This is a genomic window from Formosa sp. L2A11 (assembly GCF_009796865.1).
Taxonomy (GTDB): Bacteria; Bacteroidota; Bacteroidia; order Flavobacteriales; family Flavobacteriaceae; genus Formosa.
Window position 1 is genome coordinate 1539356 of sequence record NZ_CP047028.1, and the last position, 25977, is coordinate 1565332.

General features: G+C 33.0%; 26 protein-coding genes and 1 riboswitch. Of the genes, 20 read left to right on the forward strand and 6 right to left on the reverse strand.

Features of this window, described 5'->3' with window-relative positions:
- Positions 1-12 precede the first annotated feature (12 nt).
- From GQR95_RS06660 to GQR95_RS06675, 4 genes are all read left to right on the forward strand, one after another.
- Positions 13-972: an OmpA family protein gene (locus GQR95_RS06660; RefSeq protein WP_159022431.1), complete on the forward strand. Its 960-nt coding sequence runs from the start codon at positions 13-15 to the stop codon at positions 970-972.
- Between the two features lie 152 nt (positions 973-1124).
- Positions 1125-3308, forward strand: a complete 2184-nt coding sequence (locus tag GQR95_RS06665; RefSeq protein WP_159022432.1) for a tetratricopeptide repeat protein — start codon at positions 1125-1127, stop codon at positions 3306-3308.
- A gap of 15 nt (positions 3309-3323) precedes the next feature.
- Complete coding sequence (locus GQR95_RS06670) at positions 3324-4361, forward strand: aldo/keto reductase (RefSeq protein WP_159022433.1); 1038 nt, start codon at positions 3324-3326, stop codon at positions 4359-4361.
- A gap of 41 nt (positions 4362-4402) precedes the next feature.
- Entirely contained in the window at positions 4403-4987 is a 585-nt protein-coding gene (locus tag GQR95_RS06675; RefSeq protein ID WP_159022434.1) for a hypothetical protein, read from the forward strand.
- A gap of 58 nt (positions 4988-5045) precedes the next feature.
- On the opposite strand, the gene GQR95_RS06680 is transcribed toward GQR95_RS06675, so the two are convergent.
- Complete coding sequence (locus GQR95_RS06680) at positions 5046-6590, reverse strand: ribonuclease E/G (RefSeq protein WP_159022435.1); 1545 nt, start codon at positions 6588-6590, stop codon at positions 5046-5048.
- A 372-nt stretch (positions 6591-6962) separates the two neighbouring features.
- The gene (locus GQR95_RS06685; RefSeq protein ID WP_038532346.1) at positions 6963-7256 is read right to left on the reverse strand and encodes an HU family DNA-binding protein; all 294 of its coding nucleotides are present in this window, start codon (positions 7254-7256) and stop codon (positions 6963-6965) included.
- Between the two features lie 135 nt (positions 7257-7391).
- Here GQR95_RS06685 and mutY point away from each other — a divergent pair, with 135 nt between their 5' ends.
- The 6 genes from mutY to GQR95_RS06715 all read left to right on the forward strand — a co-directional run bounded on the left by mutY (position 7392) and on the right by GQR95_RS06715 (position 12983).
- Positions 7392-8432 (forward strand): A/G-specific adenine glycosylase, encoded by a 1041-nt coding sequence (gene mutY / locus GQR95_RS06690; RefSeq protein ID WP_159022436.1) that lies wholly within the window; start codon positions 7392-7394, stop codon positions 8430-8432.
- Between the two features lie 90 nt (positions 8433-8522).
- The gene (locus GQR95_RS06695; protein ID WP_159022437.1) at positions 8523-8969 is read left to right on the forward strand and encodes a single-stranded DNA-binding protein; all 447 of its coding nucleotides are present in this window, start codon (positions 8523-8525) and stop codon (positions 8967-8969) included.
- Positions 8970-8992: 23 nt separating this feature from the next.
- A complete protein-coding gene (locus GQR95_RS06700; RefSeq protein ID WP_159022438.1) occupies positions 8993-10297 on the forward strand; it encodes a gliding motility-associated protein GldE in 1305 nt (434 codons plus the stop codon).
- 1 nt (position 10298) lies between these two features.
- On the forward strand, positions 10299-10886 hold the full coding sequence (gldD, locus tag GQR95_RS06705) for a gliding motility lipoprotein GldD (RefSeq protein ID WP_159022439.1): 588 nt from the start codon (positions 10299-10301) through the stop codon (positions 10884-10886).
- A gap of 173 nt (positions 10887-11059) precedes the next feature.
- The gene (locus tag GQR95_RS06710) at positions 11060-11947 is read left to right on the forward strand and encodes a dienelactone hydrolase family protein (RefSeq protein ID WP_159022440.1); all 888 of its coding nucleotides are present in this window, start codon (positions 11060-11062) and stop codon (positions 11945-11947) included.
- 244 nt (positions 11948-12191) lie between these two features.
- A complete protein-coding gene (locus GQR95_RS06715; protein ID WP_159022441.1) occupies positions 12192-12983 on the forward strand; it encodes a transglutaminase family protein in 792 nt (263 codons plus the stop codon).
- A gap of 83 nt (positions 12984-13066) precedes the next feature.
- Here the strand turns inward: GQR95_RS06715 and GQR95_RS06720 are convergent, their stop codons facing one another.
- On the reverse strand, positions 13067-13639 hold the full coding sequence (locus GQR95_RS06720; protein WP_159022442.1) for a heavy-metal-associated domain-containing protein: 573 nt from the start codon (positions 13637-13639) through the stop codon (positions 13067-13069).
- Positions 13640-13732: 93 nt separating this feature from the next.
- Between GQR95_RS06720 and GQR95_RS06725 the strand changes: the two genes are divergently transcribed.
- Positions 13733-14608, forward strand: coding sequence for a DMT family transporter (locus GQR95_RS06725; protein WP_159022443.1), 876 nt, complete (start codon positions 13733-13735; stop codon positions 14606-14608).
- Between the two features lie 50 nt (positions 14609-14658).
- Here GQR95_RS06725 and GQR95_RS06730 read toward each other — a convergent pair whose 3' ends face one another.
- On the reverse strand, positions 14659-16710 hold the full coding sequence (locus GQR95_RS06730) for a pitrilysin family protein (RefSeq protein WP_159022444.1): 2052 nt from the start codon (positions 16708-16710) through the stop codon (positions 14659-14661).
- 17 nt (positions 16711-16727) lie between these two features.
- Positions 16728-18047, reverse strand: coding sequence for a pitrilysin family protein (locus GQR95_RS06735; RefSeq protein WP_159022445.1), 1320 nt, complete (start codon positions 18045-18047; stop codon positions 16728-16730).
- Positions 18048-18426: 379 nt separating this feature from the next.
- Here GQR95_RS06735 and rplU point away from each other — a divergent pair, with 379 nt between their 5' ends.
- Both rplU and rpmA read left to right on the forward strand, forming a co-directional pair.
- Entirely contained in the window at positions 18427-19047 is a 621-nt protein-coding gene (rplU, locus tag GQR95_RS06740; RefSeq protein ID WP_159022446.1) for a 50S ribosomal protein L21, read from the forward strand.
- Positions 19048-19089: 42 nt separating this feature from the next.
- Positions 19090-19350 carry a 50S ribosomal protein L27 gene (rpmA, locus tag GQR95_RS06745; protein WP_159022447.1) on the forward strand — a complete coding sequence of 87 codons (261 nt, stop codon included), beginning with the start codon at positions 19090-19092 and terminating at the stop codon, positions 19348-19350.
- Positions 19351-19533: 183 nt separating this feature from the next.
- Here rpmA and ahcY read toward each other — a convergent pair whose 3' ends face one another.
- Complete coding sequence (gene ahcY / locus GQR95_RS06750) at positions 19534-20850, reverse strand: adenosylhomocysteinase (protein ID WP_159022448.1); 1317 nt, start codon at positions 20848-20850, stop codon at positions 19534-19536.
- Between the two features lie 62 nt (positions 20851-20912).
- On the opposite strand from ahcY, the gene GQR95_RS06755 reads away from it, so the two are divergent.
- From GQR95_RS06755 to arfB, 7 genes are all read left to right on the forward strand, one after another.
- Positions 20913-21539 carry a 4'-phosphopantetheinyl transferase superfamily protein gene (locus tag GQR95_RS06755; RefSeq protein ID WP_159022449.1) on the forward strand — a complete coding sequence of 209 codons (627 nt, stop codon included), beginning with the start codon at positions 20913-20915 and terminating at the stop codon, positions 21537-21539.
- Complete coding sequence (locus GQR95_RS06760) at positions 21540-22268, forward strand: geranylgeranylglyceryl/heptaprenylglyceryl phosphate synthase (RefSeq protein ID WP_159022450.1); 729 nt, start codon at positions 21540-21542, stop codon at positions 22266-22268. It begins immediately after the preceding gene.
- Positions 22269-22379: 111 nt separating this feature from the next.
- Positions 22380-22640: a hypothetical protein gene (locus tag GQR95_RS06765; protein ID WP_159022451.1), complete on the forward strand. Its 261-nt coding sequence runs from the start codon at positions 22380-22382 to the stop codon at positions 22638-22640.
- Entirely contained in the window at positions 22624-23256 is a 633-nt protein-coding gene (pnuC, locus tag GQR95_RS06770; protein WP_159022452.1) for a nicotinamide riboside transporter PnuC, read from the forward strand. Before GQR95_RS06765 ends, pnuC begins: the two co-directional genes overlap by 17 nt.
- Entirely contained in the window at positions 23217-23783 is a 567-nt protein-coding gene (locus GQR95_RS06775; protein ID WP_159022453.1) for an AAA family ATPase, read from the forward strand. Before pnuC ends, GQR95_RS06775 begins: the two co-directional genes overlap by 40 nt.
- Positions 23780-25333, forward strand: a complete 1554-nt coding sequence (locus GQR95_RS06780; RefSeq protein ID WP_159022454.1) for a DUF4301 family protein — start codon at positions 23780-23782, stop codon at positions 25331-25333. Before GQR95_RS06775 ends, GQR95_RS06780 begins: the two co-directional genes overlap by 4 nt.
- Before the next feature lie 2 nt (positions 25334-25335).
- Positions 25336-25743 (forward strand): alternative ribosome rescue aminoacyl-tRNA hydrolase ArfB, encoded by a 408-nt coding sequence (gene arfB / locus GQR95_RS06785; RefSeq protein WP_159022455.1) that lies wholly within the window; start codon positions 25336-25338, stop codon positions 25741-25743.
- Between the two features lie 51 nt (positions 25744-25794).
- Positions 25795-25886: riboswitch (TPP riboswitch) on the forward strand.
- The last annotated feature ends 91 nt before the right edge of the window (positions 25887-25977 follow it).

The following is a 25977-nucleotide window of genomic DNA, read 5'->3' on the forward strand; positions in this document are numbered from 1 at the left end:
AATTTAATTAATATGAATTATAGATTAGTAGTATCGGCATTATCTATTGTTGTTGCAACATCTTGTGTTGCTCCAGGCGTGTATAAAGATCTGGAAGCAAGGCATGAGGTTTTAAAACAGGAAAATAAATCTTTAATGGATGAAAATTCCGAGTTGTTTGATAAAAAAGCCCAGTTAGAGTCTGATTTAGATGCGCTTAATAAAAATTATAACGAAACGGTTGCAGAACGCGACAAGCTGCAGAATGATTATAATGCTTTAAAGTCTAACTACGATAATTTACAAACATCTTATGATGCTTTAGAAAAAAATAGTTCAGCATCTATTGCTAAAAATGTGCAACAAAACAGAGAATTGTTAGCGCAATTAGAAGCTAAAGAACAAGCATTGGCAGTAGAAAATACGCGACTAGAAGAATTAAAGAAAGAACTAGAATCTCGTTCTCAGCGCGTTGCCGAATTAGAACGTGTAATCGCTCAGAAAGATGCGAGTATGCATGCTTTAAAAGATGCAATTTCTAGAGCCTTAACAGATTTTGAAGGTAAAGGTTTAACTGTAGAGCAACGTAATGGTAAAGTATACATCTCTATGGAAAACAAACTGTTATTTGGTTCAGGAAGTTGGGCTGTAGGAACAGAAGGGCGTAGAGCTGTAAATCAATTAGGAACCGTCTTGTCTGAAAATCCAGATATTGCAGTATTAATAGAAGGACACACAGATAATGTGCCTTATAAAGGCTCAGGACAGTTGTCTGGTAATTGGGATTTATCTACCAAGCGTGCTACCGCAATTGTAAATATTTTAAGAGAAAATAAAGATATACATCCTGTAAATTTAACTGCTGCAGGCCGAGGAGAATTTGCTCCAATAGCTTCAAACACAACAGCAGAAGGACGTGCTAAAAACCGTAGAATAGAAGTGATTTTAACACCTAAATTAGATGAAATTTCTAAAATTTTAAACGACATTTAAATTAGATTTAATACCGCTTAAGCAAGATTAAGACCGCAAATGTGTTTAGTAATTTATACTAATTCAAGACACATTTAGCGGTTCTTTTTTTTCTATACGTTGAAATTAACTTTAACTTAGTAGCTTAAGTTAATTTTACATTCTTTAAGGCTATGAAATGTTTTTTTTGGGTTGTATGTTTAGTTGTTCTTACAGGGTGTAATCCTAAAACAAAACAATCAGATTATGTTGCTATTGAAAATTTAAAGCTACAGCATGAAGATGGTTTTGTTGGAGATTCTCAATGCATGACATGCCATAAAGGTGTTTTTGATGATTGGAGCGGATCTGATCATGATTTAGCAATGCAGGTTGCAAACGATTCTACTGTTTTAGGAGATTTCAATAATGTTAAAACCATAATAGATGGTGTGTCTTATCATTTTACTAAAGCAAATGATAAATTTATGGTTCACGTTAAAGAAATTGACGGCAGCGAAACCGATTATGAAATTACTTATACTTTTGGTGTAAAACCACTTCAGCAATATTTAATAGAGTTTGATAGAGGAAGAAAACAAGTACTTCGAGTAACTTGGGATTCTGTAAAAAATAGATGGTATCATCAATATAAAGGAGACCAAATAGATCCGCATGATTGGTTACACTGGACGGAAACTGCACAAAACTGGAACACCATGTGTGCCGAATGCCATTCTACCAATTTAAAAAAGAATTACGATGTAGAAACCGATGCTTTTAATACTACATATTCTATAATTAATGTGAGTTGCGAAAGTTGTCATGGTCCAGCAGAACGCCATGTGTATTGGGCAGAGCATGTTCAAGACAGTATACATACAGAAAACACATATATTATTCCTGGAAATTCTCAATTAAGTCAGATGAATATGTGTGCACCTTGTCATGCCAGACGTGCGCGTTTAACCGAAAAAATGATTCCAGGAACAGCTTTTGAAGATCAGTATATGCTTCAAAATATAACCAACGATTTATATCATGGCGATGGGCAAATAGAAGATGAAGATTATGTGTACGGTTCTTTTCTTCAAAGTAAAATGTATCATGATGGTGTAAAATGCTCAGACTGTCATAATCCACATACTTTAAAAGTTAAATTTCAAGATAACAGATTGTGTTTACAATGTCACGCACCAAGTTACGACGAGCCTTCTCATCATTTTCATGAGAAAGCCACAGAAGGTTCAAAATGTATAAATTGCCACATGACGGGAGCACTTTATATGGGGAACGATTTCAGACGCGACCATAGTTTTAGATTGCCTCGTCCAGACCAAAGTGTAGAATATGGAACACCAAATGCATGTACACAATGCCACCAAGATAAATCAGATGAGTGGGCCGCTAAACAAGTTGTAGATTGGTATGGAACAGAACGACTAGATCATTTTTCAGACGATTTATTAATTAGTAATAAGTCTAATATTAACGATCAGGAACGTGATAGATTAGATCAGTTTATAAACAACCTAAACTATCCTGCGATAGCAAGATCTACTGTAATATCTAATTTAAATATTACAAATAAAGAGCAATTTGAAGCTATTCTTAAAAGTTTAGAAGATCCATCTGCAATGGTAAGATATAGTGCCCTTCAGAAGTTTAGAGGTGTAAGTCCTCAAGATCGTGTATCTATAGCTTCAAAATATTTAAGCGATACTACACGTTTGGTTAGAATAGGAGCAATGCAATTATTAACAGGTGTCGATACGCAAATTCTTGCAACCGTTAATCAAACAGCCTTAAGTAAAGCCCGAAATGAGTTAGAAACCATGATGTTTACTAATGCAGATTTTTCTACAGGACGATTACAATTGGGAGATTATTATCTTCAGAATAACGACATAGATAATGCTATTAAAAACTACGAATTGGCTTTAAAAAAGGATAGTTTATTATTGCCTGTATATTCTAATTTAGCAACATCTTACAGTTTAAAAGGCGATTCTAAATTGGCTTTAAATACTTTAAATTTATGGTTGAAGAAAGAGCCAAAAGAAGGTCGTGCTCATTATTTAAGAGCGTTATTGTATTTTGAATTGAAACAATATGATGCAGCAGTGTCCAATTTAAAGATGGCGATTCAAATAGATCCTACAGATACAAGATCAATGTATAATTTGTCGACATATTATTACCAAAACAAACAATTTTCTGATGCAGAATCTGTTATCTTAAAAGCAATCAAGCTTCAGAAAAGCAATCAGGATTATCAATATTTATTAGCTTTAATTTATCGCGATCAAGGTAAAACTGAAAAAAGCAATAAGATCATGCAAGCGTTGCAAGTTGCAGCTAGTCAAAATAATTCTTAAAATCATATTATAAAAATGAAGTATACTACATTACCTCATTCAGACATTAAAGTAAGTAAGCTCTGTTTGGGGACCATGACTTGGGGAAATCAAAATACTCAGGAAGAAGGGTTTCAGCAAATGGATTACGCGGTAGAGCAGGGAATTAATTTTTTTGATACTGCCGAAATGTATCCTGTTCCAGCTCAAAAAGAAACATATGCTGAAACGGAACGTATTATAGGAAAATGGTTAAAGAAAACCGGAAAACGTAGCGATATTGTGTTAGGATCTAAAATAGCAGGGCCTGGCGATTACACTGCGCATATAAGAACAAATGGATTTGCTCCTGAAGCGATTGAAAGTGCCATAGAAAGCAGTTTAAAACGCTTACAGACAGATTATCTAGACTTGTTTCAATTGCATTGGCCAGAACGCCAATCTAATTTTTTTGGAACACGAGATTATAAACATAATCCTAACGATCCTTGGGCTGATAATTTTAATGAAGTTTTAAATAGTTTAGAAAAAGCAATTAAGGCCGGAAAGATTCGTAACATCGGTATGTCTAATGAAAGAGCTTGGGGTGCGATGCGATATTTAGAAGAGTCTAAGTATAATAACAAACCTAGAATGAAAACCATTCAGAATGCATATTCTTTAATAAATAGAGGTTTTGAAAGTGATTTGGCAGAGATTGCTATGCGAGAAGGTTTAGGCTTATTAGCGTATTCGCCTATGGCATTTGGAGTGTTGTCTGGTAAATATGTACAAGGTCTTGCAAAAGAAGATTCAAGATTAAACTTGTTTCCTCGCTTTTCGCGTTATAGTAGTGTAAATTGTACAAAAGCAACAACTCAATACTTAAAAATAGCGGAAGACAATGGGTTAACATTAGCGCAAATGTCTTTAGCCTTTGTAACACAACAGCCTTTTGTAACGAGTAATATTATTGGGGCAACAAGAATGGAGCAATTAAAAGAAAATATAGATAGTATTCATGTTCATTTAAGTGATGAAATCTTGGCCGAGATTAATAAGGTACATGAAGATATTCCTAATCCAGCAACGTAAAAAAGATTTAGTTTTAATATGTTTTTAAAATATAAATTGTAGTGAAAATTACACAAGATAGAGGTGCTCAAAGAAAAGAATTTGAGCTTGTTAATGAAAGTGAATTAAGTATTAAAGTAAAAGGATTTTTAAGTTCTCAAGAATGGACTATAGATATAGAATCTATTGGTTATCAGAAATTTATTAAAACATATTCTAGAATAGGATTGAATGTTGTTGGAAGCTTTTTTGTTTTAATGGCTATAACAAGTTGGGTCGCCTTTATTGTAGAGGCTAATTCAGACTCTGAGTTAGACGGATTAATTTGGAGTGGATTCTTTCTTATTCTATTAGGGTTTACATGCTTTGCTGTACCGCTAAATAATGTTTTGATTTTAAAAGGAGGACAATCGGAATTGAAATTTTATTTAGACTCTCCTTCTAGAAAAGAAGTAGAATTATTTGTAGATAAATTAGTAAGATTGTCTAAAAAAAAACTAAGAGAAAAGTATTCTAGAATTGATTTAGATATTCCAGAAGATACATTCATGAATCAGTTAAATTGGTTATTAAATACCAAATTAATTAATCAAAAGGAATACGAGGATAAGAAAAAAGAGTACAAGGTTTTTAAGTTAATTAAATAATTTAATCTCATAAAAGCGCATAAAAAAAGCCTTACTTGGATAAAGTAAGGCTTTTTTATTAGTTGATTTGATTACCATCTTTATCAAAAAAGTGGTATTCTAGATATGTGTAAGCATCTCTGGGTAGTATTTTTACCCATTTTTTGTGTTCAATAAACCATTTTGAACGAATTGATGGAATGCCTTTTGTTAAGAAGGCCGCTATAAAAGGATGTGTGTTTAAAACCACCTTTTTATAGTCTTTTTTTAATAGTCGCTCAAGTTCTTGCGTTATTTTTTGTACCAATATTATTGGTGCTTCAACTTCTTCGCCTTTTATACCGTTAGGATTATCTTCACGGGTTTTTATGTTCATTTCTGGGCGAACACGCTGTCTTGTAATTTGTATCAATCCAAATTTACTTGGAGGTAATATTTTGTGTTTCGCTCTATCATCCTTCATTTCATCACGAAGGTAATTGAAGAGCGTTTTTCTGTTTTCAGCATTGGTCATGTCAATAAAATCGACTACAATAATTCCTCCCATATCTCGTAGACGAAGTTGTCTAGCTATTTCTTGGGCAGCAATCATGTTAACCTCTAGTGCTGTGTCTTCTTGAGAATTGGCTTTGTTAGAGCGGTTACCACTGTTAACATCTACAACATGGAGGGCTTCGGTATGTTCTATTACCAAGTAGGCGCCTTTTGCCATAGAAACCGTTTTTCCAAACGACGTTTTAATTTGTCTTTCTACTCCAAATTTTTCAAAAATAGGAACATTTGACTGATACATTTTAACTATTGATTCTTTGTTAGGTGCAATAAGTTGCACATAGTCTTTAATTTGATGATAAAGTTCTTCATCATCTACCTGTATGCTTGTAAAAGTGTCATTAAAAATATCTCGTAAAATAGACGAGGCTTTATTTAACTCTCCTAAAACCTTACTAGGGTGATGTGCTTTGTTAAGTTTCTTACACATTGCGGTCCAACGACCAAGCAAATTTTGTAAGTCTTTATCTAATTCGGCAACTTTCTTGCCTTCTGCTACTGTACGCACAATAATACCAAAACCTGGAGGCGTGATGCTTTTAACCAGTCTTTTTAGGCGATCTTTTTCGTCTTTGTCTTCAATTTTTTGAGAAATTGAAATGCGATCAGAAAAAGGAACAAGAACAATATATCTACCTGCAATAGAAAGCTCTGAGCTTATTCTAGGGCCTTTTGTAGAAATAGGTTCTTTTACAATTTGTACGAGTAGTGATTGATTCGATTTTAAAACATCTATGACGCTTCCATTCTTATCAATCTCTTTTTCAAACGGGAAATCTTTTAAAAAGAAATCGTTTAATTTACCTGTGCTTACACGTTTTGTGAATTTTAAAAGGGAAGGGAGTTTAGGACCTAAATCGTGATAGTGTAAAAAGGCATCTTTTTCGTAGCCTACATTTACAAAAGCAGCATTTAGTCCAGGAACAGTTTTTCTTATTTTGGCGATAAACACGTCACCAACAGAAAAATTGTTACCTCCTTCGTCTTTATGTAATTCAATAAGTTTTCCATCTTTTAATAAGGCAAAATCAACATGTTGGGTACCAGATCTTACGATCAATTCTTTATCCATTTCGTTAATTTTTATCCATACTATTAAGTATAAAGTTAAAAGCTAAAAGCTGAGAAGTATAAAACTTATCAGCGTTTAACCTAAACTATAAACCAAACTGTACAGATGGATTATACATTATTTTTTCACAGGATTTAATCTGTGGAGTTTCCTTTTTTTGCGAAAGGTAAATCGCGGGGAAACTCATGTCAAAGAACAATTTGATAAAAACCAAAAAAGTAGTTATAAAACTACTTTTTGGGATTATTTTTTCTTTTTGTGACGATTAGCACGAGCACGCTTTTTACGCTTGTGCGTCGCTACCTTATGTCTTTTACGTTTCTTACCACTTGGCATAGATCTGTTTTTTTTAGGTTAATATTTAGTTTTTTGTTATTCTTTAACGTCTACATTGGTTTTTACACCTTCTACAAATACTTTTGCAGGTTTAAATGCAGGAATGTTGTGTGCAGGGATCTTAATAGTAGTGTTTTTAGAAATGTTTCTACCAGTTTTTTCCGCTCGAGTTTTGATTATAAAACTACCAAAACCTCTTAAATATACGTTATCACCAGCTTCTAAAGATGTCTTCACCTCTTCCATGAATGTTTCCACAGTTGCCTGAACGTCACCTTTTTCAATTCCTAATTTCTCAGAAATTTTCGCCACTAAATCAGCCTTAGTCATTATTTATTATGTTTAAAGTTATCAATTAATTATAAAGGGATGCAAATATAGTCATTTAAAATTCAATATTTCAAACCTAATTCATTAAAATTTAAGATTATAAACGATTATTTTTGTCACACCTAATTTTTATATATGTCTTTTAGTAAAACTTTAACAGATTGGTATTCAGTGAATAAGCGTCAACTTCCTTGGAGACAGACAACTAATCCTTATTATATATGGTTGTCTGAGATAATTTTACAGCAAACTCAGATTAAGCAAGGTTTACCTTATTATGAAGATTTTGTTACTTCATTTCCTACAGTTTTCGACTTAGCTGATGCAAATGAAGCCGAAGTTTTAAAACTTTGGCAAGGTTTAGGATATTATTCTAGGGCTAGAAACTTGCATTTTGCAGCAAAATATGTTGTAAATGAGTTGGACGGTGTGTTCCCTAAAACCTATAAAGATTTATTAAAATTAAAAGGAGTGGGAGATTATACAGCGAGTGCTATTGCTTCTATTTGTTATAATGAAGTCTCTGCGGTGGTAGATGGTAATGTGTATCGTTTATTGTCGCGTTATTTTGGAATTGATACCGCCATAAATTCTTCTAAAGGTGCAAAAGAATTTAAAGCCTTGGCTCAGGAATTAATAAATAAAAAGGATCCTGCAACTTTTAATCAAGCAGTAATGGAGTTTGGTGCTGTGCAATGCAAACCTAAAAGTCCAGATTGTTCTGTCTGCCCTTTTAATAAGAGCTGTTATGCTTTCGGTAAAGGCGTTATTGGCGATTTACCTGTAAAGATAAAGGCAGCAAAAGTGTCTAAGAAGTATTTTAATTTTTTGGTGTTTTTATCGCCTAATCAGACTACCGTTTTAGAACAAAGACAAGGTAAAGGGATTTGGCAAAACTTATATCAGTTTCCTTTAATTGAGTCTGAAAAGGCATTAACGCATAAAGAGCTAGAGTTAGAATTAGCATCTTTAGAGATGGTAGAGGGAAAAACTTTTGAAGTGTCTTTATATAATAAAGACGAAATAGTTCATAAATTATCACACCAACATTTATATACGCGATTCTGGATTGTAGAGTTAGATACTAACCTAGATGGCGCTATTCCTGTGTCTGAAATAGAAGATTTTCCAGTGCCTATATTAATCGGAAATTTTATAGAAGCCTTTAATTTCTAGTCTCAGATAGTTATATCTTATAATTTTTTTATTAATTTTAAAAAAGTTGAACTACAAAGTGTAATTTTGCAGTTCGTTAAAAAACAATTTATGGCTGGAACGTTAAATAAAGTAATGCTTATTGGGCACTTAGGAGATGATGTTAAGATGCACTATTTTGAAGGTGGTGGTTGTGTTGGTCGTTTTCCTCTTGCAACCAATGAAACTTATATGAGTAAGCAAACTAATGAACGCGTTACAAATACAGAATGGCATAATATTGTTGTACGTAATAAAGGTGCCGAAATTTGTGAAAAATATTTAACTAAAGGTGATAAAATTTATGTAGAAGGCCGCCTTAAAACCAGAAAATGGCAAGATGAATCTGGGCAAGAGCGTTACTCTACAGAAATACAATGTACAGATTTTACCTTTTTAACAACTAAAAAAGAAAGTTTAGCTAATGCGCAACAATCTGAGCAAAATCCTAAACCTACAGAAAATAAATCAACAGCAAGTCCCGATACTTCTAAGGTAGAAGACGATTTGCCATTTTAATTGTTTAACTAAATTTATTCCAATTGGACCCTGACCCCTCGAGTTTTTTAGCTCTAATATCTTCAATAAATATTCCATTAATTAGTGGTATTGTACTTTTATGTGTTTTACTTATTTGTTCTGCACTTATTTCTGGCGCAGAAGTAGCCATGTTTTCTTTAACAGTTACCGATATTGAAAAGGGTATAGAAAACGATTCTAAAGCCATTCAGATTATTTCTGGATTATTAGAGCGTCCTAAAAAATTGCTAGCAACTATTCTTGTTGCAAATAATTTTATAAACATAGGTATTGTTATTCTCTTCTCTTATTTAGGTGATATTGTGTTTTATGGTGTAACCTCAGAAGTGCTCCGTTTTATTCTAGAAGTGGTTTTAGTAACCTTCTTAATCTTATTGTTTGGTGAAATTTTACCAAAAGTTTACGCAAGTAGAAATAAAATGAAATTTGCCACATTTATGGCTGTACCATTGCAAGTTATGGATGTGTTGTTTTCGCCTTTAAGCATACCAATGCGTAGTATAACTTTAGGTATTCATGCTAAATTAGGTAAGCAAAAATCTAATTTAAGTATAGACCAGTTGTCTCAGGCTTTAGAGTTAACTAGTGAGGCAGATACGTCTAAAGAAGAACAGCAAATTTTACAAGGTATTGTGTCTTTTGGAAACACAGATACTAAGCAGGTTATGCGTCCTAGAATAGATATTTTTGCTTTAAATAAGGAGCTAAAATACACTGAAATTATTTCTGAAATAGTTTCAAATGGGTATTCGCGAATTCCTGTTTTTGAAGATAATATAGATAATATTATAGGGATTCTTTATGTTAAAGATTTGTTGCCTTATGTAGATCGAAAACAATTTGATTGGATTTCCTTAATTAGAGAACCGTTTTTTGTTCCAGAAAACAAGAAGTTAGACGATTTAATGGGAGAGTTTCAAGAGAAAAAAGTCCATTTAGCGGTTGTTGTAGATGAGTACGGAGGAACCTCTGGATTAATTTCTTTAGAAGATATTATTGAAGAAATTGTAGGAGAAATTAGTGATGAGTTTGATGATGAAGATTTAGTATATTCTAAATTAGACGATCATAATTTTGTATTCGAAGGGAAAACACCTTTAAAAGATTTTTATAAAATTGTTAAGATTGAAGACGATTCTAATTTTGAACAGAAAAAAGGCGAAGCCGAAACTATTGCTGGTTTTGTGTTGGAGCATTCTGGTAATTTTCCGAAATTAGGCGCAAAAATTAGTTTCGAAAACTATTTGTTTACAGTTGAATCCTTAGATAAAAAACGCATTAAACGCGTAAAAGTTACCATTTCATAATATGTCAAAATACATTCAAAATAGCCTTATACTTTTTTTATTCATTTTTGTAATCTCTTGTGGTGAAGACCCGACTCCAAAACCTAATGCTTTTTTAAGATTAAGTTATCCTGAAGCACATTACAAGAAAGCTAATTTGGATTTACCTTTTACGTTTGATAAAAATAAATTTGCAACCGAAGTCGATGTAAAGAAAATGGTTGGTAAAGAAAATTATGGCGTTAATATCGAGTATTCTCACCTAAAGGGGACCATCTACTTAACGTATAAAAACATTAATGAAGACTCTAAAAATTTAATGGATTTTATAAAAGATGCTCAGAATTTTACTCAAAAGCATACCATTAAAGCAGACGAAATTGTAGAGCAAATTTATATAAACGACGAACGTAAAGTGTATGGTATGTTTTACGAAGTAGGAGGGAATGCTGCTTCTCAATCTCAATTTTACGTTACAGACAGTGTGAAGCATTTCTTAACAGGATCTTTATATTTTTATGCTAAACCTAATTACGATTCTATTTTACCTGCAGCAAAATATCTTGAGAAAGACATCAAACAGATTATGGAGTCTATTTCTTGGAAATAAAATAATATTATACTAAAGTTAAAAAGCATCTCGATCGAGATGCTTTTTAACTTTAATAATTACCCCTGTAGTTGAAGGTTGTCTCTAAAAGGTATTCATTTTGTAGTTGCCTCATCTTCTTAAAGTTTTCAAAAGCGTTAAATTATTTTGAAAATAATCATTAATTTAAGAGCATGAAAAAACTAAAAAAAGAAGATATAAATCAGGAGGTTTTCGATTTATACGATGATTACGCACATAATAAAATTGAACGACGCCATTTCTTAAAGAAACTCTCTCTGTATGCAGTTGGAGGGATTACCATGTCGTCTCTGCTTAGTTTTATTTCTCCTAACTATGTAGATTCCATTTTAGTTAATAAAGACGATTCTAGACTAGATTCCAATTACATTACTTATAATTCACCTAGAGGTGGCGGCGGAATTAAAGCGCTGCTTTCTAAGCTTAAATCGAGTTCCGAAAAACGTCCAGGAATTATTGTGGTTCACGAAAACCGTGGACTAAATCCCTATATAGAAGATGTTGGTAGGCGTGCGGCTTTAGAAGGTTTTATATCTATAGCGCCAGATGCGTTAACGCCACTTGGTGGTTATCCAGGAAATGATGATGCTGGAAGAGCGTTGCAGAAGAAGCGCGATAGAGATGAAATGCTTGAGGATTTTATAGCTGCCTTTACTTATCTTAAAAATCATGAAGATTGTACGGGAGAAATTGGTGTTGTTGGATTTTGTTTTGGTGGGTGGATTTCTAATATGATGGCTGTAAGAATACCCGATTTGGGAGCCGCTGTGCCATATTACGGAAGTCAGCCTAGTGCAGAAGAAACAGCAGAAATTAGTGCGCCACTCATGATGCATTATGCCGGATTAGATACGCGTGTAAATGCCGGTTGGCCAGAATACGAAATGGCACTTAAGGAAAATAATAAACAGTATGAAGCCTTTGTGTATCCGAAAGTAAATCACGGATTTCATAATAACACGACGCCGCGTTACGATGAAGCTGCAGCAACTTTATCTTGGAATAGAACAATAGCCTTCTTTAAAGAAAACCTAATGTAATTCGGATTATAAAATATTACAAAAAGCGCATCTCGTAAGCGGTACTTTTTTGTTTGTAGTATCTCTATTGCGGTTTTTATGTATACTGTAAATGGGTATTAGCTTAAAGTAAGTGTTTAATTATTGTTTAATCAGATTTGTGTTGTAATTAAAATAGATACGCTAATACATTTTTATTGATAATGATCTATATTTAATAGTTTCCAATTTTGGTAACAAAAATTACTTTGAATAAAGTCTCTTTATGTGGTTACGTATTAGTTGTAATTTGGTTTTTGATGTAGAAACGCCTACGCCTTTTATCTTAATGTTGCGTCCCCGAAGTGGTGCGGAGCAATGGATTGAGCGCGATGAATTTAAAATCGTTCCAAATGTGTCAATTATTGAATTTACAGATGGTTACGGTAATCTCTGTCAGAGGTTTGTAGCTCCTAAAGGAAAATGTATCATTCACACGACTTCAGATGTAAAAACGTCTGAGTTTGTTGATGTAGATTTTGATGCCCCTTTTGTTGAAATTCAATATTTACCAAACGATGTGCTATGTTATTTGTTGCCTAGCAGATATTGTGAGTCCGACCGCTTTAATGATCTAGCGAATACAATAACGGTAAATAAAACGCCTGGTTACCAACAGGTGTTTGCTATAGAGGAATGGTTGCGTAAAACGGTTAGTTATATTCCTGGTTGTAGCGGTTATCCAATTTCTGCTATAGAAGTGAATCAAAAAGGATCTGGCGTATGCAGAGATTTGGCACATTTAGGAATCGCTTTATGTAGAAGCTTAAGTATTCCTGCTCGCATGGTAGTTGGTTATTTACACAACCTGAAACCAATGGATATGCATGCTTGGTTCGAAGCTTTTATAGGTGGGCGTTGGTATGTTTTTGATGCGACCCAAACCGGAATAAAAGGCGGGTATGTGTCTGTAGGATATGGGCTTGATGCTGCCGATGTTGCTATTTTTAATCAATTTGGACCTGTGGTTCATGCTATAAAACAAGATGTTACTGTACAGCAAATTAAAAACTATTGATGTTAAAACAGATATAGTTTAAGGTTTGAAATAAAAAAAGCACCTCGAAAGAGATGCTTTTTTGTTTACGTAAGTTTGTAAACTTATGCTTTTTTAGTCGTGTAACATCCTTCTTTGCCGTCTGCAGAACATGACATAGCAATACCCTCAGATTCACTTTTACAGTCACCGTTGCATTTGCCTTCGCAATCTCCTTTACAAGTCATTTTTTTAGACGTTTCTGTTTTAGACGTTTCTGTTTTAGTATCGTCTGTTGTAGTCGTTGTGTCGAATTTTTCAACAGTTTTCATGTCTTTAACCGTGTACATGTCTCCTGCTTTAGTTACAGTTTCTTCAAGCGTTTTTGCGTCTACTTTTGCAACATCGTATTCTACCATTGCTAATTTCGTGTCGAAATTTACGGTTGCAGATTTTATACCGTCAAGTTTAGAAAGTTTACTCTGTATTGTATTAGCACATCCAATTTGGCAAGTCATTCCATCTATAGTGAATTCTGCTTTTGCGTATGTTGCGTTAGGATCTAAAGTTTTTGCGGCTACTTTTTCGGGAGCAGTTGTTTCTACTATTTTTATTTCAGGCTCTGCTGCTTTGTCTTTGCATGAAAATGCTAAAACAGAAACGAATGTTAGAGCGAAAAGAATTTTAAAGTGTTTCATTTGATTAAAATTTTATAACGTGAACAAATTTAGTAATTAAAGTGATTTTTTATGTTAAAAGTTTCATTTTTGTAGCTTTATAAAAAAAGTTTTATGAGTGAAAATACTTCGAAATGGGCTTATCTTTTTCTCTTATCATTAATTTGGGGGAGTTCTTTTATTTTAATGAAAAAAGCACTTATTGGGGTCACTCCGTTTCAGCTAGGTGCTTTGCGAAATGTATTTACGGCTTTAATTTTATTTACTGTAGGATTAAAATATATTAAAACTATAGATAAAACAGCTTGGAAGTGGATTGCAGTATCTGGAGTTTTTGGGGCGTTTATTCCTGCATTTTTATTTGCTGTCGCAGAAACTGAAATTGATAGTGCTATTGCATCTATTTTAAATTCTTTAGTGCCACTTCAAACGATATTGGTAGGATTTGCTGTGTTTCAAATAGCATCTACAAAACGTCAGGTTTTTGGTGTTGTTTTAGGTTTTATTGGGACCGCTTTGTTGGTTGTTAAGGGAGCAGATTTAAATCCGCATCAAAATTACTTATATGCAGGTTATATTGTGTTGGCAACTGTAATGTATGCCTTTAATGTAAATATTATTAAAAGTCATTTACAGCATTTAAAGCCATTAACTATAGCAACGGGTAATTATGTTGTTGTTTTAATTCCTGCTTTAATAATATTATTTTTCACTGGTTTTTTTGAGCATTCTAATTTGCAGCATCCAGAACTTAAAATGGCATTGGTGTATATTTTTATCTTATCCTTTTTTGGTACGGCATTGGCAAAAGTATTATTCAATAAATTAATAAAAATATCGACGCCTGTATTTGCTTCTTCTGTAACATATGTTATGCCAATTGTAGCATTAACTTGGGGGTTTTTAGATGGAGAAGGTTTTAGTGTTTTACAAGGATTGGCGTCTTTAATTATTTTATTAGGTGTGTATTTGGCTAATAAAAAGGCATAAAAAAAACCGAAGCATAAACTTCGGTTTTAATATAAAATATAGCATTCAGATTATTTAAAATCTTCGTCTGTAATACCTTCGTTAACTTTTATTTCTGTTACTGTGAAATCGAATTTTTGAGGGCCCATGTTTATCGCTAATTTATAAGGGAATTTAATACCGTCTAAATCTTTGTATTCTGAATAAAATAATGAAGAACTTCCTTCTTTACTTGTTCTTTCTTCTTTTATTTTTAATCCAGTATCTACACTGAAAAATAAAGATAATTCATCGTCTACTTTAATTTTATAAGCATTTTCTCCTTCTATAGCTTCAATTTTTTCTAAAGTCACACCGCCTTCTAAATATTTAATTTCTGGGAAAGGCGCAGATTCTGCAATGGTTTTCTTAAGTTCATCTTCAGACATGTCTTTTTTCTGACCTTGCATAATCGCGTAACCAGATTTACCATTCATTGCTGTTTTTACAATAGTTTGTCCCATTGCTGTAATTTCTTGCGCAAATTGATTTTTAGTTGTTTTTTTGATCTCTAAATTCATCATAACGCCTGGTTGTACCTCTGTTTCAGATTGCATTAAAAGCGAGTTCACTGTGTCTATTTTTTCTTTTCCACCAACTGCAGTAATGTAGTTCTGAATTACAGTTTTAGCAGTTACACCTTCTGGAATAGCAATTTCGTAAACCGGTTTGTCTGTAGGTGTTGCATATTTATCGTAATACTTAATTGGAAATCCTGTTTTTTCAAGGTTCGTTAAAACATCACTTCCTTTACCTACAACAATAACACGTGCATTTCCTGATTCAAAATATTTGTTGGCGGCTTTCTGGATGTCTTCTGCAGTTACAGCATTTATTTTTTGTAAATACGTTTCGTAGAAATCTTCTGGTAATTTGTTTAATTTAATGTCTAAGGCGTATCCTGCAATGGTTTGAGGTTTTTCTAGAGCCATAACAAAGCTACCAATGTATTTTGCTTTAGCACTTTCTAAATCTTTAGGATCTACAGGTTCTGTTTTAATTCTGTTTATTTCATTTAAAATCTGAACAACAGCACTATCTGTAACCGCATTTCTTACTTGAGAGCTTGCTTCAAAACGGCCAGCATTGTAGCGGCTGTCGTTAAGTGAAGAATATGCGCCGTAAGTATAAGCGTGCTCTTCACGAAGGTTTTTAAATAAATAACCTTCGCCACCACCACCAAGAATGTAGTTGGCTAGTTTGGCTGCAAAGTAATCTGCATCGTTCATTTTAAAATCAACATTATTTGTTACAACAATGTTAGATTGTACTGCATTTGGAGCATCTATAAAGTCTATTTGTGTGCTTCCAACATTAGCTGTTAAAGCAGGTGTCGCTGTTGTAATTTCTGTACCTTTTTTCCATTTTCCAAAATCTTTAGAAATGGCTTTTTTAACTTTCTTATAATCTACATCTCCAACAACAACTAAATATGCGTTGTTAGGAATAAAATAAGTAGTGTAGAAATCTTTAACGTCTTGAAGCGTTACGTTGTTAACTGTTTCTTCTGTAGTGAATTCTCCGTAAGGATTGTCTTTTCCGTAAGATAAAGCATCTCCAACTCTAGAAGCAATAGCATCTACACTTTTTTCTTGAGATTTTAAACCTTCAATAAGTTGTTTTTTGCTTTTTTCGAATTGGTCTTCAGTGAATAACGGGTTTATAGCAGCGTCAGACATTAATTCTAAAATACGATCTGTGTATTTTGTTAAAGATGATGCGTAACCGTTTTGAGATCCAAATCCTAAACTAGCGCCTAAGAAATCTATTTCGTCATTAAATTTGTCTTTAGGAATAGATGTTGTTCCGTTACCTAGCATGTCTGCAAGTAAACTAGAAACACCTGCTTTGCTGCCTTCTGTAATAGGCGTGTTGTTTAATCTTAAAGAGTAAGTAACTTTAGGTAGTTTATGGTTTTCTACTACAAGTACTTTAATTCCGTTTTTTAATTGAAACTCCTGTGGTGTTTTTAAAGTAATTTTTGGAGCAGGTCCTGGTTCGGGTTGTTTAGATCTGTCTATTTGAGCATGAACGCCAACAGACATTAAAAACAATACTAATAATACTGATATTTTTGTTTTCATTTTGTATACGTTTTTGGTTATTGCTTTTTCTCTTCTGGTAAGTATTCTAATAATAACCTTTGGTTAGTGTTTAAATACTTTTTAGCAACAGCTTGAATATCTTCTCTTGTAATAGATCTGTAAATATTAATTTCGTTATTAATTAAGTTTACATCGCCATAAAGTAAATAGTAAGTTGCTAAAGAGCTCGCAATACCTTCTACACTAGAATTTGAATTTACAAATTGGTTTTCAAATTGATTAAGTAGTTTTTGGTAATCTCTTTCTGAAATTAAATTGGTTTGAATTTTCACAATTTCTTCATCAATTTCTTTAGTTAAATCAGTAAGTTTTGTGTCGCCTAACGGAAGTCCGTAAACAATGTATGCACTATAATCTTCTTGACTAATATTCATTGCTCCAACTTGTAAAGCCATTTTTTTCTCGTCTACAAGTTTTTTGTAAAGTTTAGACGATTTTCCGCCGCTTAAATACTGAGAGATCATGTTTAAAACATAAGAATCCTTTTCTTTATAAGATGGTGTTCTGTAGGCTTCAATAATTGCAGGAACTTGAATGTTGCTGTCGTAAGCTTTAGCGTCTATTTCTGTAGTGATCGGGTCTTCTTTTGGTAAGTTTCTTACAATAGGAGTTCCTTTAGGGATAGGACCAAAGTAATCTTTGATCATTTTTTTTACTTCAGTTTTATTAATATCTCCAGCAACAACTAATACTGCATTGTTAGGAATGTAATATTTTTTGTTGAAGTCTCTAAATTCTTGAAGCGTTGCAGCATCTAAATCTTCCATTTTACCAATGGTTGTCCATCTGTAAGGGTGTTTTTTAAATAGATTAACCTTTACTTGTTCAAGAAACCTTCCGTAAGGTTGGTTGTCTACACGCATACGTTTTTCTTCTTTTACAACCTCATTTTGTGTATCTACACCAATTTGGTTAATAATCGGGTGCATTAAGCGTTCAGACTCTAGCCATAGACCAAGTTCTACCTTGTTAGAAGGGAAAACTTCATAATAATACGTTCTGTCGTCTGTCGTGTTTGCATTAAATTTTCCTCCGTTTGCAGGAATAATTTTCATAAATTCTCCACGTTTAATGTTTTCAGTACCTTCAAATAAAAGGTGTTCAAAAAAGTGGGCAAATCCAGTCCTGTTTGGTGTTTCGTCTTTAGCTCCTACATGGTACATTATAGAAGTTGTTACAACAGGTGCAGTGTTGTCTTGGTGTAGGATAACATGCAGTCCGTTGTCCAGGTCGTACTCTTCAAATTCAACCTTTTGCGCTATAGCCAAATGGCTTATAAGCAACAAAGAAGCTAAAGTAAATAAGCATTTTTTCATTGTGAGTTTGTGTTTAAGGTGATTGTTGATTTATTGATATGTCTAATAGCGAATGCAATAGTTACATAAAAAGCTAAAATAACGAATGATTATTTTTTAGACTAGAAATATGTTAAAATAATGTGTTTTTTTATGATTTGAAACGTTTTGGTATTTGTGTTTATTACTACTAACGGAGTGGATTGTATGGTGTAAATTAAGGGAAGTTGTCTGTTTTAGGAAGTTATTGATACTAAGAAAATTGACTTATTTTTAATGCTATGTTTTTTTTTAATGAATATTTTTTAGTTCAATTTAGATAAAACGTTTGTAGTTTAATTAATTAGAAGTATATTTGCACTCATTTTTGAACAAAATTAATAAATAAAAACGTTACGCTATGTACGCAATTGTAGAGATAGCAGGGCAACAATTTAAAGTTGAAAAAGACCAAAAAGTGTTTGTTCACCGTTTAGCTTCTAACGAAGGAGATGCAGTATCATTTGATAATGTATTACTTATAGGAGATGGTGACAATGTAACTTTAGGCGCCCCGGCTATAGATGGAGCACTAGTAAGTGCAAAAATCTTAAAACACCTTCAAGGTGATAAAGTTATTGTTTTCAAGAAAAAGAGACGTAAAGGATACCGTGTTAAAAACGGACACCGTCAGGCTCTTACTGAAATCGTAATTGAAAGCATTGCTGCTTCTGGAGCTAAAAAAGCTGCACCAGCAACAAAAGCTAAAAAAGCAACTGCTAAAAAAGCAGATGATTTAAAGAAAATCGAAGGTGCTGGACCTAAAGCTGCTGAAGCTTTAGTAAAAGCAGGAATCGATACTTTCGCTAAAGTTGCAAATACTCCTGCTGAGAAATTAAGCGAGATATTAACAGCTGCTAGCTCAAGATTATCTCACATCGTTACTGTTACTTGGCCTCAACAAGCTCAATTAGCTGCAGATGGTAAATGGGATGAATTAAAAGTATTACAAGACAAATTAGACGGTGGAATTGAAAAGTAATTTTCAAAATTCATTATTATTAACAATATAAAACCTTAAGACATGGCTCACAAAAAAGGGGTAGGTAGTTCTAAGAACGGTAGAGAATCAGAATCAAAACGCTTAGGTGTAAAGATTTTTGGTGGTCAAGCTGCAATTGCTGGAAATATCATCATAAGACAAAGAGGTAATACACATCACCCAGGTGAAAATGTATATGCTGGTAAAGACCACACATTACACGCTAAAGTTGATGGTGTTGTGAAATTTACAAAGAGAAAAGACAATAGATCTTACGTTTCTATAGTTCCTTTCGAGGCTTAAGAAACAGTTTCTTTACAATATAAAAGTCCTTGCAATTATTTGCAAGGACTTTTCTTGTTTCACTTAATTCATGTTGTTTTTTTCAAGATGAGTTTAGTATAAAGCATAAAAAATCCCAAACAAAACTGCTTGGGATTTTTCTATATAATATGTGTTGCTATCTAATTTAGCAAGATTATTTATTTAGTATCTGTAGTATTCAGGTTTAAATGGTCCTTCAACAGTTACTCCAATATATTCCGCTTGGTCAGATTTTAATTCTGTAAGTTCAACTCCAATTTTAGCTAAGTGTAATTTTGCTACTTTTTCATCTAAATGTTTAGGTAACATGTATACTTCGTTTTTGTAAGCATCTCTGTTAGTCCATAATTCGATTTGCGCTAATGTTTGGTTTGTAAAAGAGTTACTCATTACAAAACTAGGGTGACCAGTTGCACAACCTAAGTTTACTAAACGTCCTTCTGCTAATAAAATAATATCTTTTCCGTCTATTGTATATTTATCAACTTGAGGCTTAATAGTGTTTTTAGTATCTCCGTAGTTATCATTTAACCAACCTACTTGTATTTCGTTATCGAAATGCCCAATGTTACAAACAATAGTTTTGTCTTTTAACATTTTAAAATGCTCTCCGCGAACAATATCTTTATTTCCTGTAGTTGTAATAATTACATCTGCATTTGGAGCTATTGTTTCTAGTTTTTTAACTTCAAAACCATCCATTGCAGCTTGTAAAGCACAAATAGGGTCTATTTCTGTTACTGTAACAATACTTCCTGCACCTTTAAAAGAAGCAGCTGTACCTTTACCAACATCTCCATAACCACAAACTACAACACGTTTTCCTGCTAACATAACATCTGTTGCACGACGAATAGCATCTACAGCACTTTCACGACATCCGTATTTGTTATCAAATTTAGATTTAGTAACAGAATCGTTTACGTTAATTGCAGGCATTGGTAATGTTCCGTTTTTCATACGTTCGTATAAACGGTGAACACCAGTTGTTGTTTCTTCAGATAAACCATTAATTCCGTCAACTAATTCAGGATATTTATCTAAAACCATGTTTGTTAAATCTCCACCATCATCTAAGATCATGTTTAGAGGTTTTCTGTCTTCACCAAAGAATAAAGTTTGCTCTATACACCAATCAAATTCTTCATCATTTAAGCCTTTCCAAGCATAAACAGCAGTGCCACCTTCTGCAATTGCAGCAGCAGCTTGATCTTGAGTAGAGAAAATATTACAAGAACTCCAAGTCACTTCTGCTCCTAAAGCTTTTAAAGTCTCAATTAAAACAGCAGTTTGAATGGTCATGTGTAAACATCCTGCAATTCTAGCACCTTTTAACGGTTGGCTTTCTTTGTACTCTTCACGAAGGCTCATTAAACCTGGCATTTCTGCTTCAGCTAATTCAATTTCTTTTCTTCCCCAAGCCGCAAGCGACATGTCTTTTACTTTATATGGTACGTAAGGAATCGTTTTTGTATTCATAATTGTATATTTGTCTCTAAATTTAAGAGCGCAAAGTTACATAATAAGTACGAGAAATATAAATGCCAGTATATAAAACACTACATCCAAATTCACAAACTACTGTTAAGATATGGAAGATTACAGAATCTTATGATGAATTGTTTCAAGGAGTTAAGATGAAACCAGATAGTTTACTACGTGTATTCGGTATGAAAAGTGAGCTTCATAGACGAGGATTTTTAAGTGTAAGACATCTTTTGTCTGCTTTTGGGTATACCGATTTCGATTTATATTACGACGAAAATGGTAAACCGCACTTAAAAGACGGTAAATTTATTTCTATAACACATTCGTTTAATTTTTCTGGTGTTGTTGTTAGTGATAGCAAAACAGGAATAGATATTGAGAAAAATCGAGAAAAAGTAAAATTAATAGCTCATAAATTTTCAAATTATGAATTTTGCTACTTAAATGAAGATGACATTGATTATGTTAAAAAACTTACCGTTATTTGGGGAGCAAAGGAAGCATTGTATAAATTATATGCGACACCAGGATTAAGTTTTTATAGTCATATTTTGGTATTACCTTTTAGTTTAAATGAAAGCAAAACAATTGCTTGGATTGATTATAAAGATAACAAGAGCCGCTTCGATATTTATTTTTTAGAATTTGAAGGTTTTACTTGTGTTTACACCATTACATAAATGAAGAACGTATTAACCAATATTCAGCATAACATTTTTAGTAATAAAAAACAGTTAGCGATACTGATTGATCCTGAGAAAATTAGATTGAGTGATGTAAAAGGGTTTGTTGAAAAAATAGACCAATCTGTTGCTAATTATATTTTTGTTGGTGGTAGTACTGTTCCTGTCGATCTTACAGAACCTTTAGTTCTAGAAATTAAAGCACACACAAAACTTCCTGTAATTTTATTTCCTGGAGATGTTGCACAAATAACAAATACGGCCAATGCCTTGTTGTTTTTATCTTTATTGTCTGGAAGAAACCCAGCATATTTAATAGGTAAGCATGTAGAGGCTATCCCGACATTAAAAGAAACAAGTTTAGAGATTATTCCAACAGGTTATCTTTTAATTGAAAATGGAGCAACTACAATGGTTCAGAAAGTAACAGAAACAGAACCCATGCCGTCTAAACATGTAGAGAATATTGTTAACACGGCTTTGGCTGGCGAATTGTTAGGAATGCGACTTATGTATTTAGAAGCAGGTAGCGGTGCAAAAAGCCCAGTCTCTCCAGAAATAATTAAAGCTGTGAGTAGCGATTTAAGTATTCCTTTAATAGTAGGAGGCGGTATTAAAACGAAAGCACAAATGGAGCTTGCTTTTAATGCAGGCGCAAATCTTGTGGTTATTGGTACGGCTTTAGAGAATGATGAAGACTTATTTAACGATTTAAAACGTTGGTAAACATCTAAATTATCTCTTAATTAATTCATTTAAACTAAAATCCTTAGTATTTTTGGTTATTGTTAAGTGCACATCTTTATGCATTTCATATTAATCAAAATTATAAGTATCATGAAAATATCAGTAGAATTAACCTTAATGCCTTTAAACGCAGATTACGAACCACCTATTCAAGAGTTTATTAAAGATTTAAGAGCTTCTGAATTTACGGTTTTAGAAAATCCGTTAAGTACTCAGGTTTATGGTGATTTCGATAAAGTAATGCCATTTTTAACAGATGCGTTAAGAACTTCCTTTGATGCTCAAGAAGGTGTTATAGCAAATATGAAGATTGTGAAGACCGATAGAAGTGACTATGTCCCAAATTTTTAATTTCCTCTTTGGCCAATACGAAGGCTATCAAACCATAAATATTGTATTAGAAATTGTAGCTGTAATTTTTGGTTTTTTATCGGTGTGGTATTCTAAAAAGAATAACATATTGGTTTTTCCAACGGGTATGGTTAGTACACTTATTTTTGTGTATTTGCTATTGCATTGGGGACTGTTAGGAGATATGATGATAAATGCTTACTATTTTATAATGAGTGTTTATGGTTGGTATATTTGGACACGTCAAACCGGAAACGATCAATTAACGCCTATTTCTAAAATGACAGCCAAAGAGCAAAAAATTGGAATAGCTATATTCTTTGCAACAATGGTGTTTGTATACGTAGTGTATACCATTTTCGATAAATTAAACAGTTGGACTGCTTGGGTAGATATGCTTACAACAGCATTGTTTTTTGTAGGGATGTGGCTTATGGCTAAACGAAAATTAGAAAATTGGATTTTTTGGATTATAGCAGATATTATTTCTATTCCGCTATATTTCTATAAAGGATTTACATTTACAAGCCTACAATATTTAGGATTCACATTTATAGCAATTTCAGGATATTACGCATGGAAGAATACCTTAGGCAAAGACCTTCAGACTGCTTAAAAATAGTGTTGTTTGGGCCGGAATCGACAGGGAAAACCGTGTTGGCAAAACAATTAGCAGCGCATTACAATACTGTTTTTGTGCCAGAATATTCCCGAACTTATGCTCTCGAAAAACTAAAAAATAGCGAAACACTAACAGCTGCAGATGTTATGCCTATTGCAAAAGGGCAAATTTCTTTAGAGAATGAGTTAATCAAAGATGTTGAAACGCTGTTAATTTGCGATACCAATTTGTTAGAGACAAAAGTTTATGCAGAACTCTATTATAAAGGGTTTTGTAATGAGATATTATCAGCTTCGGTAGTTAAAAATCATTATAATCTATACTTTTTAACGTATATTGACATTCCATGGGTAGCAGACGATGTAAGAGACAAACCTAACGAAAGAGAAACTATGTTTAATGCTTTTGAAAAAGCGTTAATCGACTACAATAAACCCTATGTTTTATTAAAAGGAACGTTTAAAGAGCGTTTCGATTTAGCGGTAAAACAGATAGACAATTTAATATTAAAACAAACATGAATTTTTCAGAACAAGATTTAAAACAAATAGATAATAAAGGCTTGACCTTGCAGAAAATAAATAGACAAGTAGAGCAATTTCAAGATGGCATCCCTTTTATAGATTTAGAGTCCCCAGCAATACTAAATCATGGTATTTTAAAATTTAATGAAACCGAACGTAAAACTTATGTCGATGCTTACGACGAAAAACGTAATGAAATATCTGTTTTAAAATTTGTTCCTGCTTCTGGGGCAGCAACCAGAATGTTTAAAAATTTATTCAATTTTGTTGCTAAATTTAATCCAGAAGGCGAGGAGTCTTTTAGTGCTTTTGCAGAAAAAAATAACGATAAAAATCTAATTTCGTTCTTTGACGGATTAGAAAAATTACCTTTTTACAATTTAGTAATGGAGGTTATACATGAAACATATCCAGATTATTCTGCGTACGCTACAGATAAGCAAAAATGGATTTTCGTAAACGTTATGTTAGATCATAAGTATTTAGATTATGGTACTTTCCCTAAGGGATTATTACCATTTCATAAATACGACGATCATATTTCTACAGCTTTTGAAGAGCATTTGTTTGAAGCGGCTTCTTATGCCTCGGCAAATGGAAAAGCAAACTTGCATTTTACCATTTCAGAAACACATAGCGATAAGTTTAAAGCTGAATTTAATAAGATAAAACCTGTAGTAGAAGCAGAAACGAAATTGGATTATAATATTTCGTTTTCATTTCAAAAACAATCTACAGATACCATTGCATTAACGCCAGAAAAAGAGCCTTTCCGTGAAGCAGACGGAAGTTTGTTATTTAGACCTTCTGGACATGGTGCTTTAATTGAAAATTTAAACGATTTAGATGCCGATGTTATTTTTATAAAAAATATAGATAACGTTGTAGTTTCTAAATTTAAAGAGAATATTGTTGAATACAAGAAAGTGCTTGCAGGTGTGCTTTTAGAGCTTCAAGGGCAAGCTTATACGTATTTAGAACATTTAGATAATAATGTGCTAAGTGAGAATGAATTGGTTGAAATTACCGAATTCTTAACACGTAAATTAAACGTTGATATTTCTATAGAATTTGAAAAATATGCTTTAAAATATCAAATAGATTATTTAAAAGAAAAATTAAACAGACCGATAAGAATATGCGGTATGGTTAAAAATGAAGGAGAACCTGGTGGTGGCCCATTTTGGGTAGAAGATCATAGAGGTAATTTATCGCTTCAAATTGTAGAATCTGCACAAATAGATTTAAGTAACAGTATCCAAAAAGATATATTAAGCGGGTCTACACATTTTAATCCTGTAGATTTAGTTTGTGGTACTAAAGATTATGAAGGACATACCTTCGATTTATTAAAGTTTGTAGATCCTAAAACAGGATTTATAACTCAGAAAACAAAAGACGGACAAGATCTTTTAGCGCTTGAATTACCAGGATTATGGAATGGTGCAATGGCAAATTGGAACACCGTTTTTGTAGAAGTACCTTTAAATACTTTTAATCCTGTAAAAACGGTAGCAGATTTATTAAAGCCTGCACATCAAATGTAATTATGATTGATGATGCTTTACTTATTTCAGAATTATCTTTTAAAGCTGTACGTAGCTCTGGTGCCGGTGGGCAACATGTAAATAAAGTCGCTTCAAAAGTAGAATTAAGTTTTAGTATCTTAGAGTCTTCAGCGTTAAATGAAGGTCAAAAAGGACGACTCATAACTAAACTCCAACCGCGATTAACTAAAAATCAGGTGCTATTATTACAATGTGGTGAAAGCCGCAGTCAGCATAAGAACAAGGAATTGGTTATCAGTCGTTTTTTATATATTTTAAAAGAAGGGTTGAAGGTTTCTAAAAAGAGACGACCTACAAAAATCCCAAAATCTGCAATTAAAAAACGTCTTAAAGGTAAGCGCGTAGTGTCTGAACGTAAGGCTAGCAGGCGTAAACCAAACCTAGAGTAGAATTTTACATAAAAAATGTAATGTATCAAGAATTGTTACTACATTTGTAACGTTCTCATAAAGGGGTGCCTAATATCGGCTGAGATCATACCCATTGAACCTAGAACAGGTAATGCTGTTTAGGAATCGCGTATTTAACAAAAATGTCTAACAAACATTTTAGCACGTACAATACCGTTATCAATGTTATTTTATACTTCTAAATCTAAACATGTTATACATTACCCATGTCTT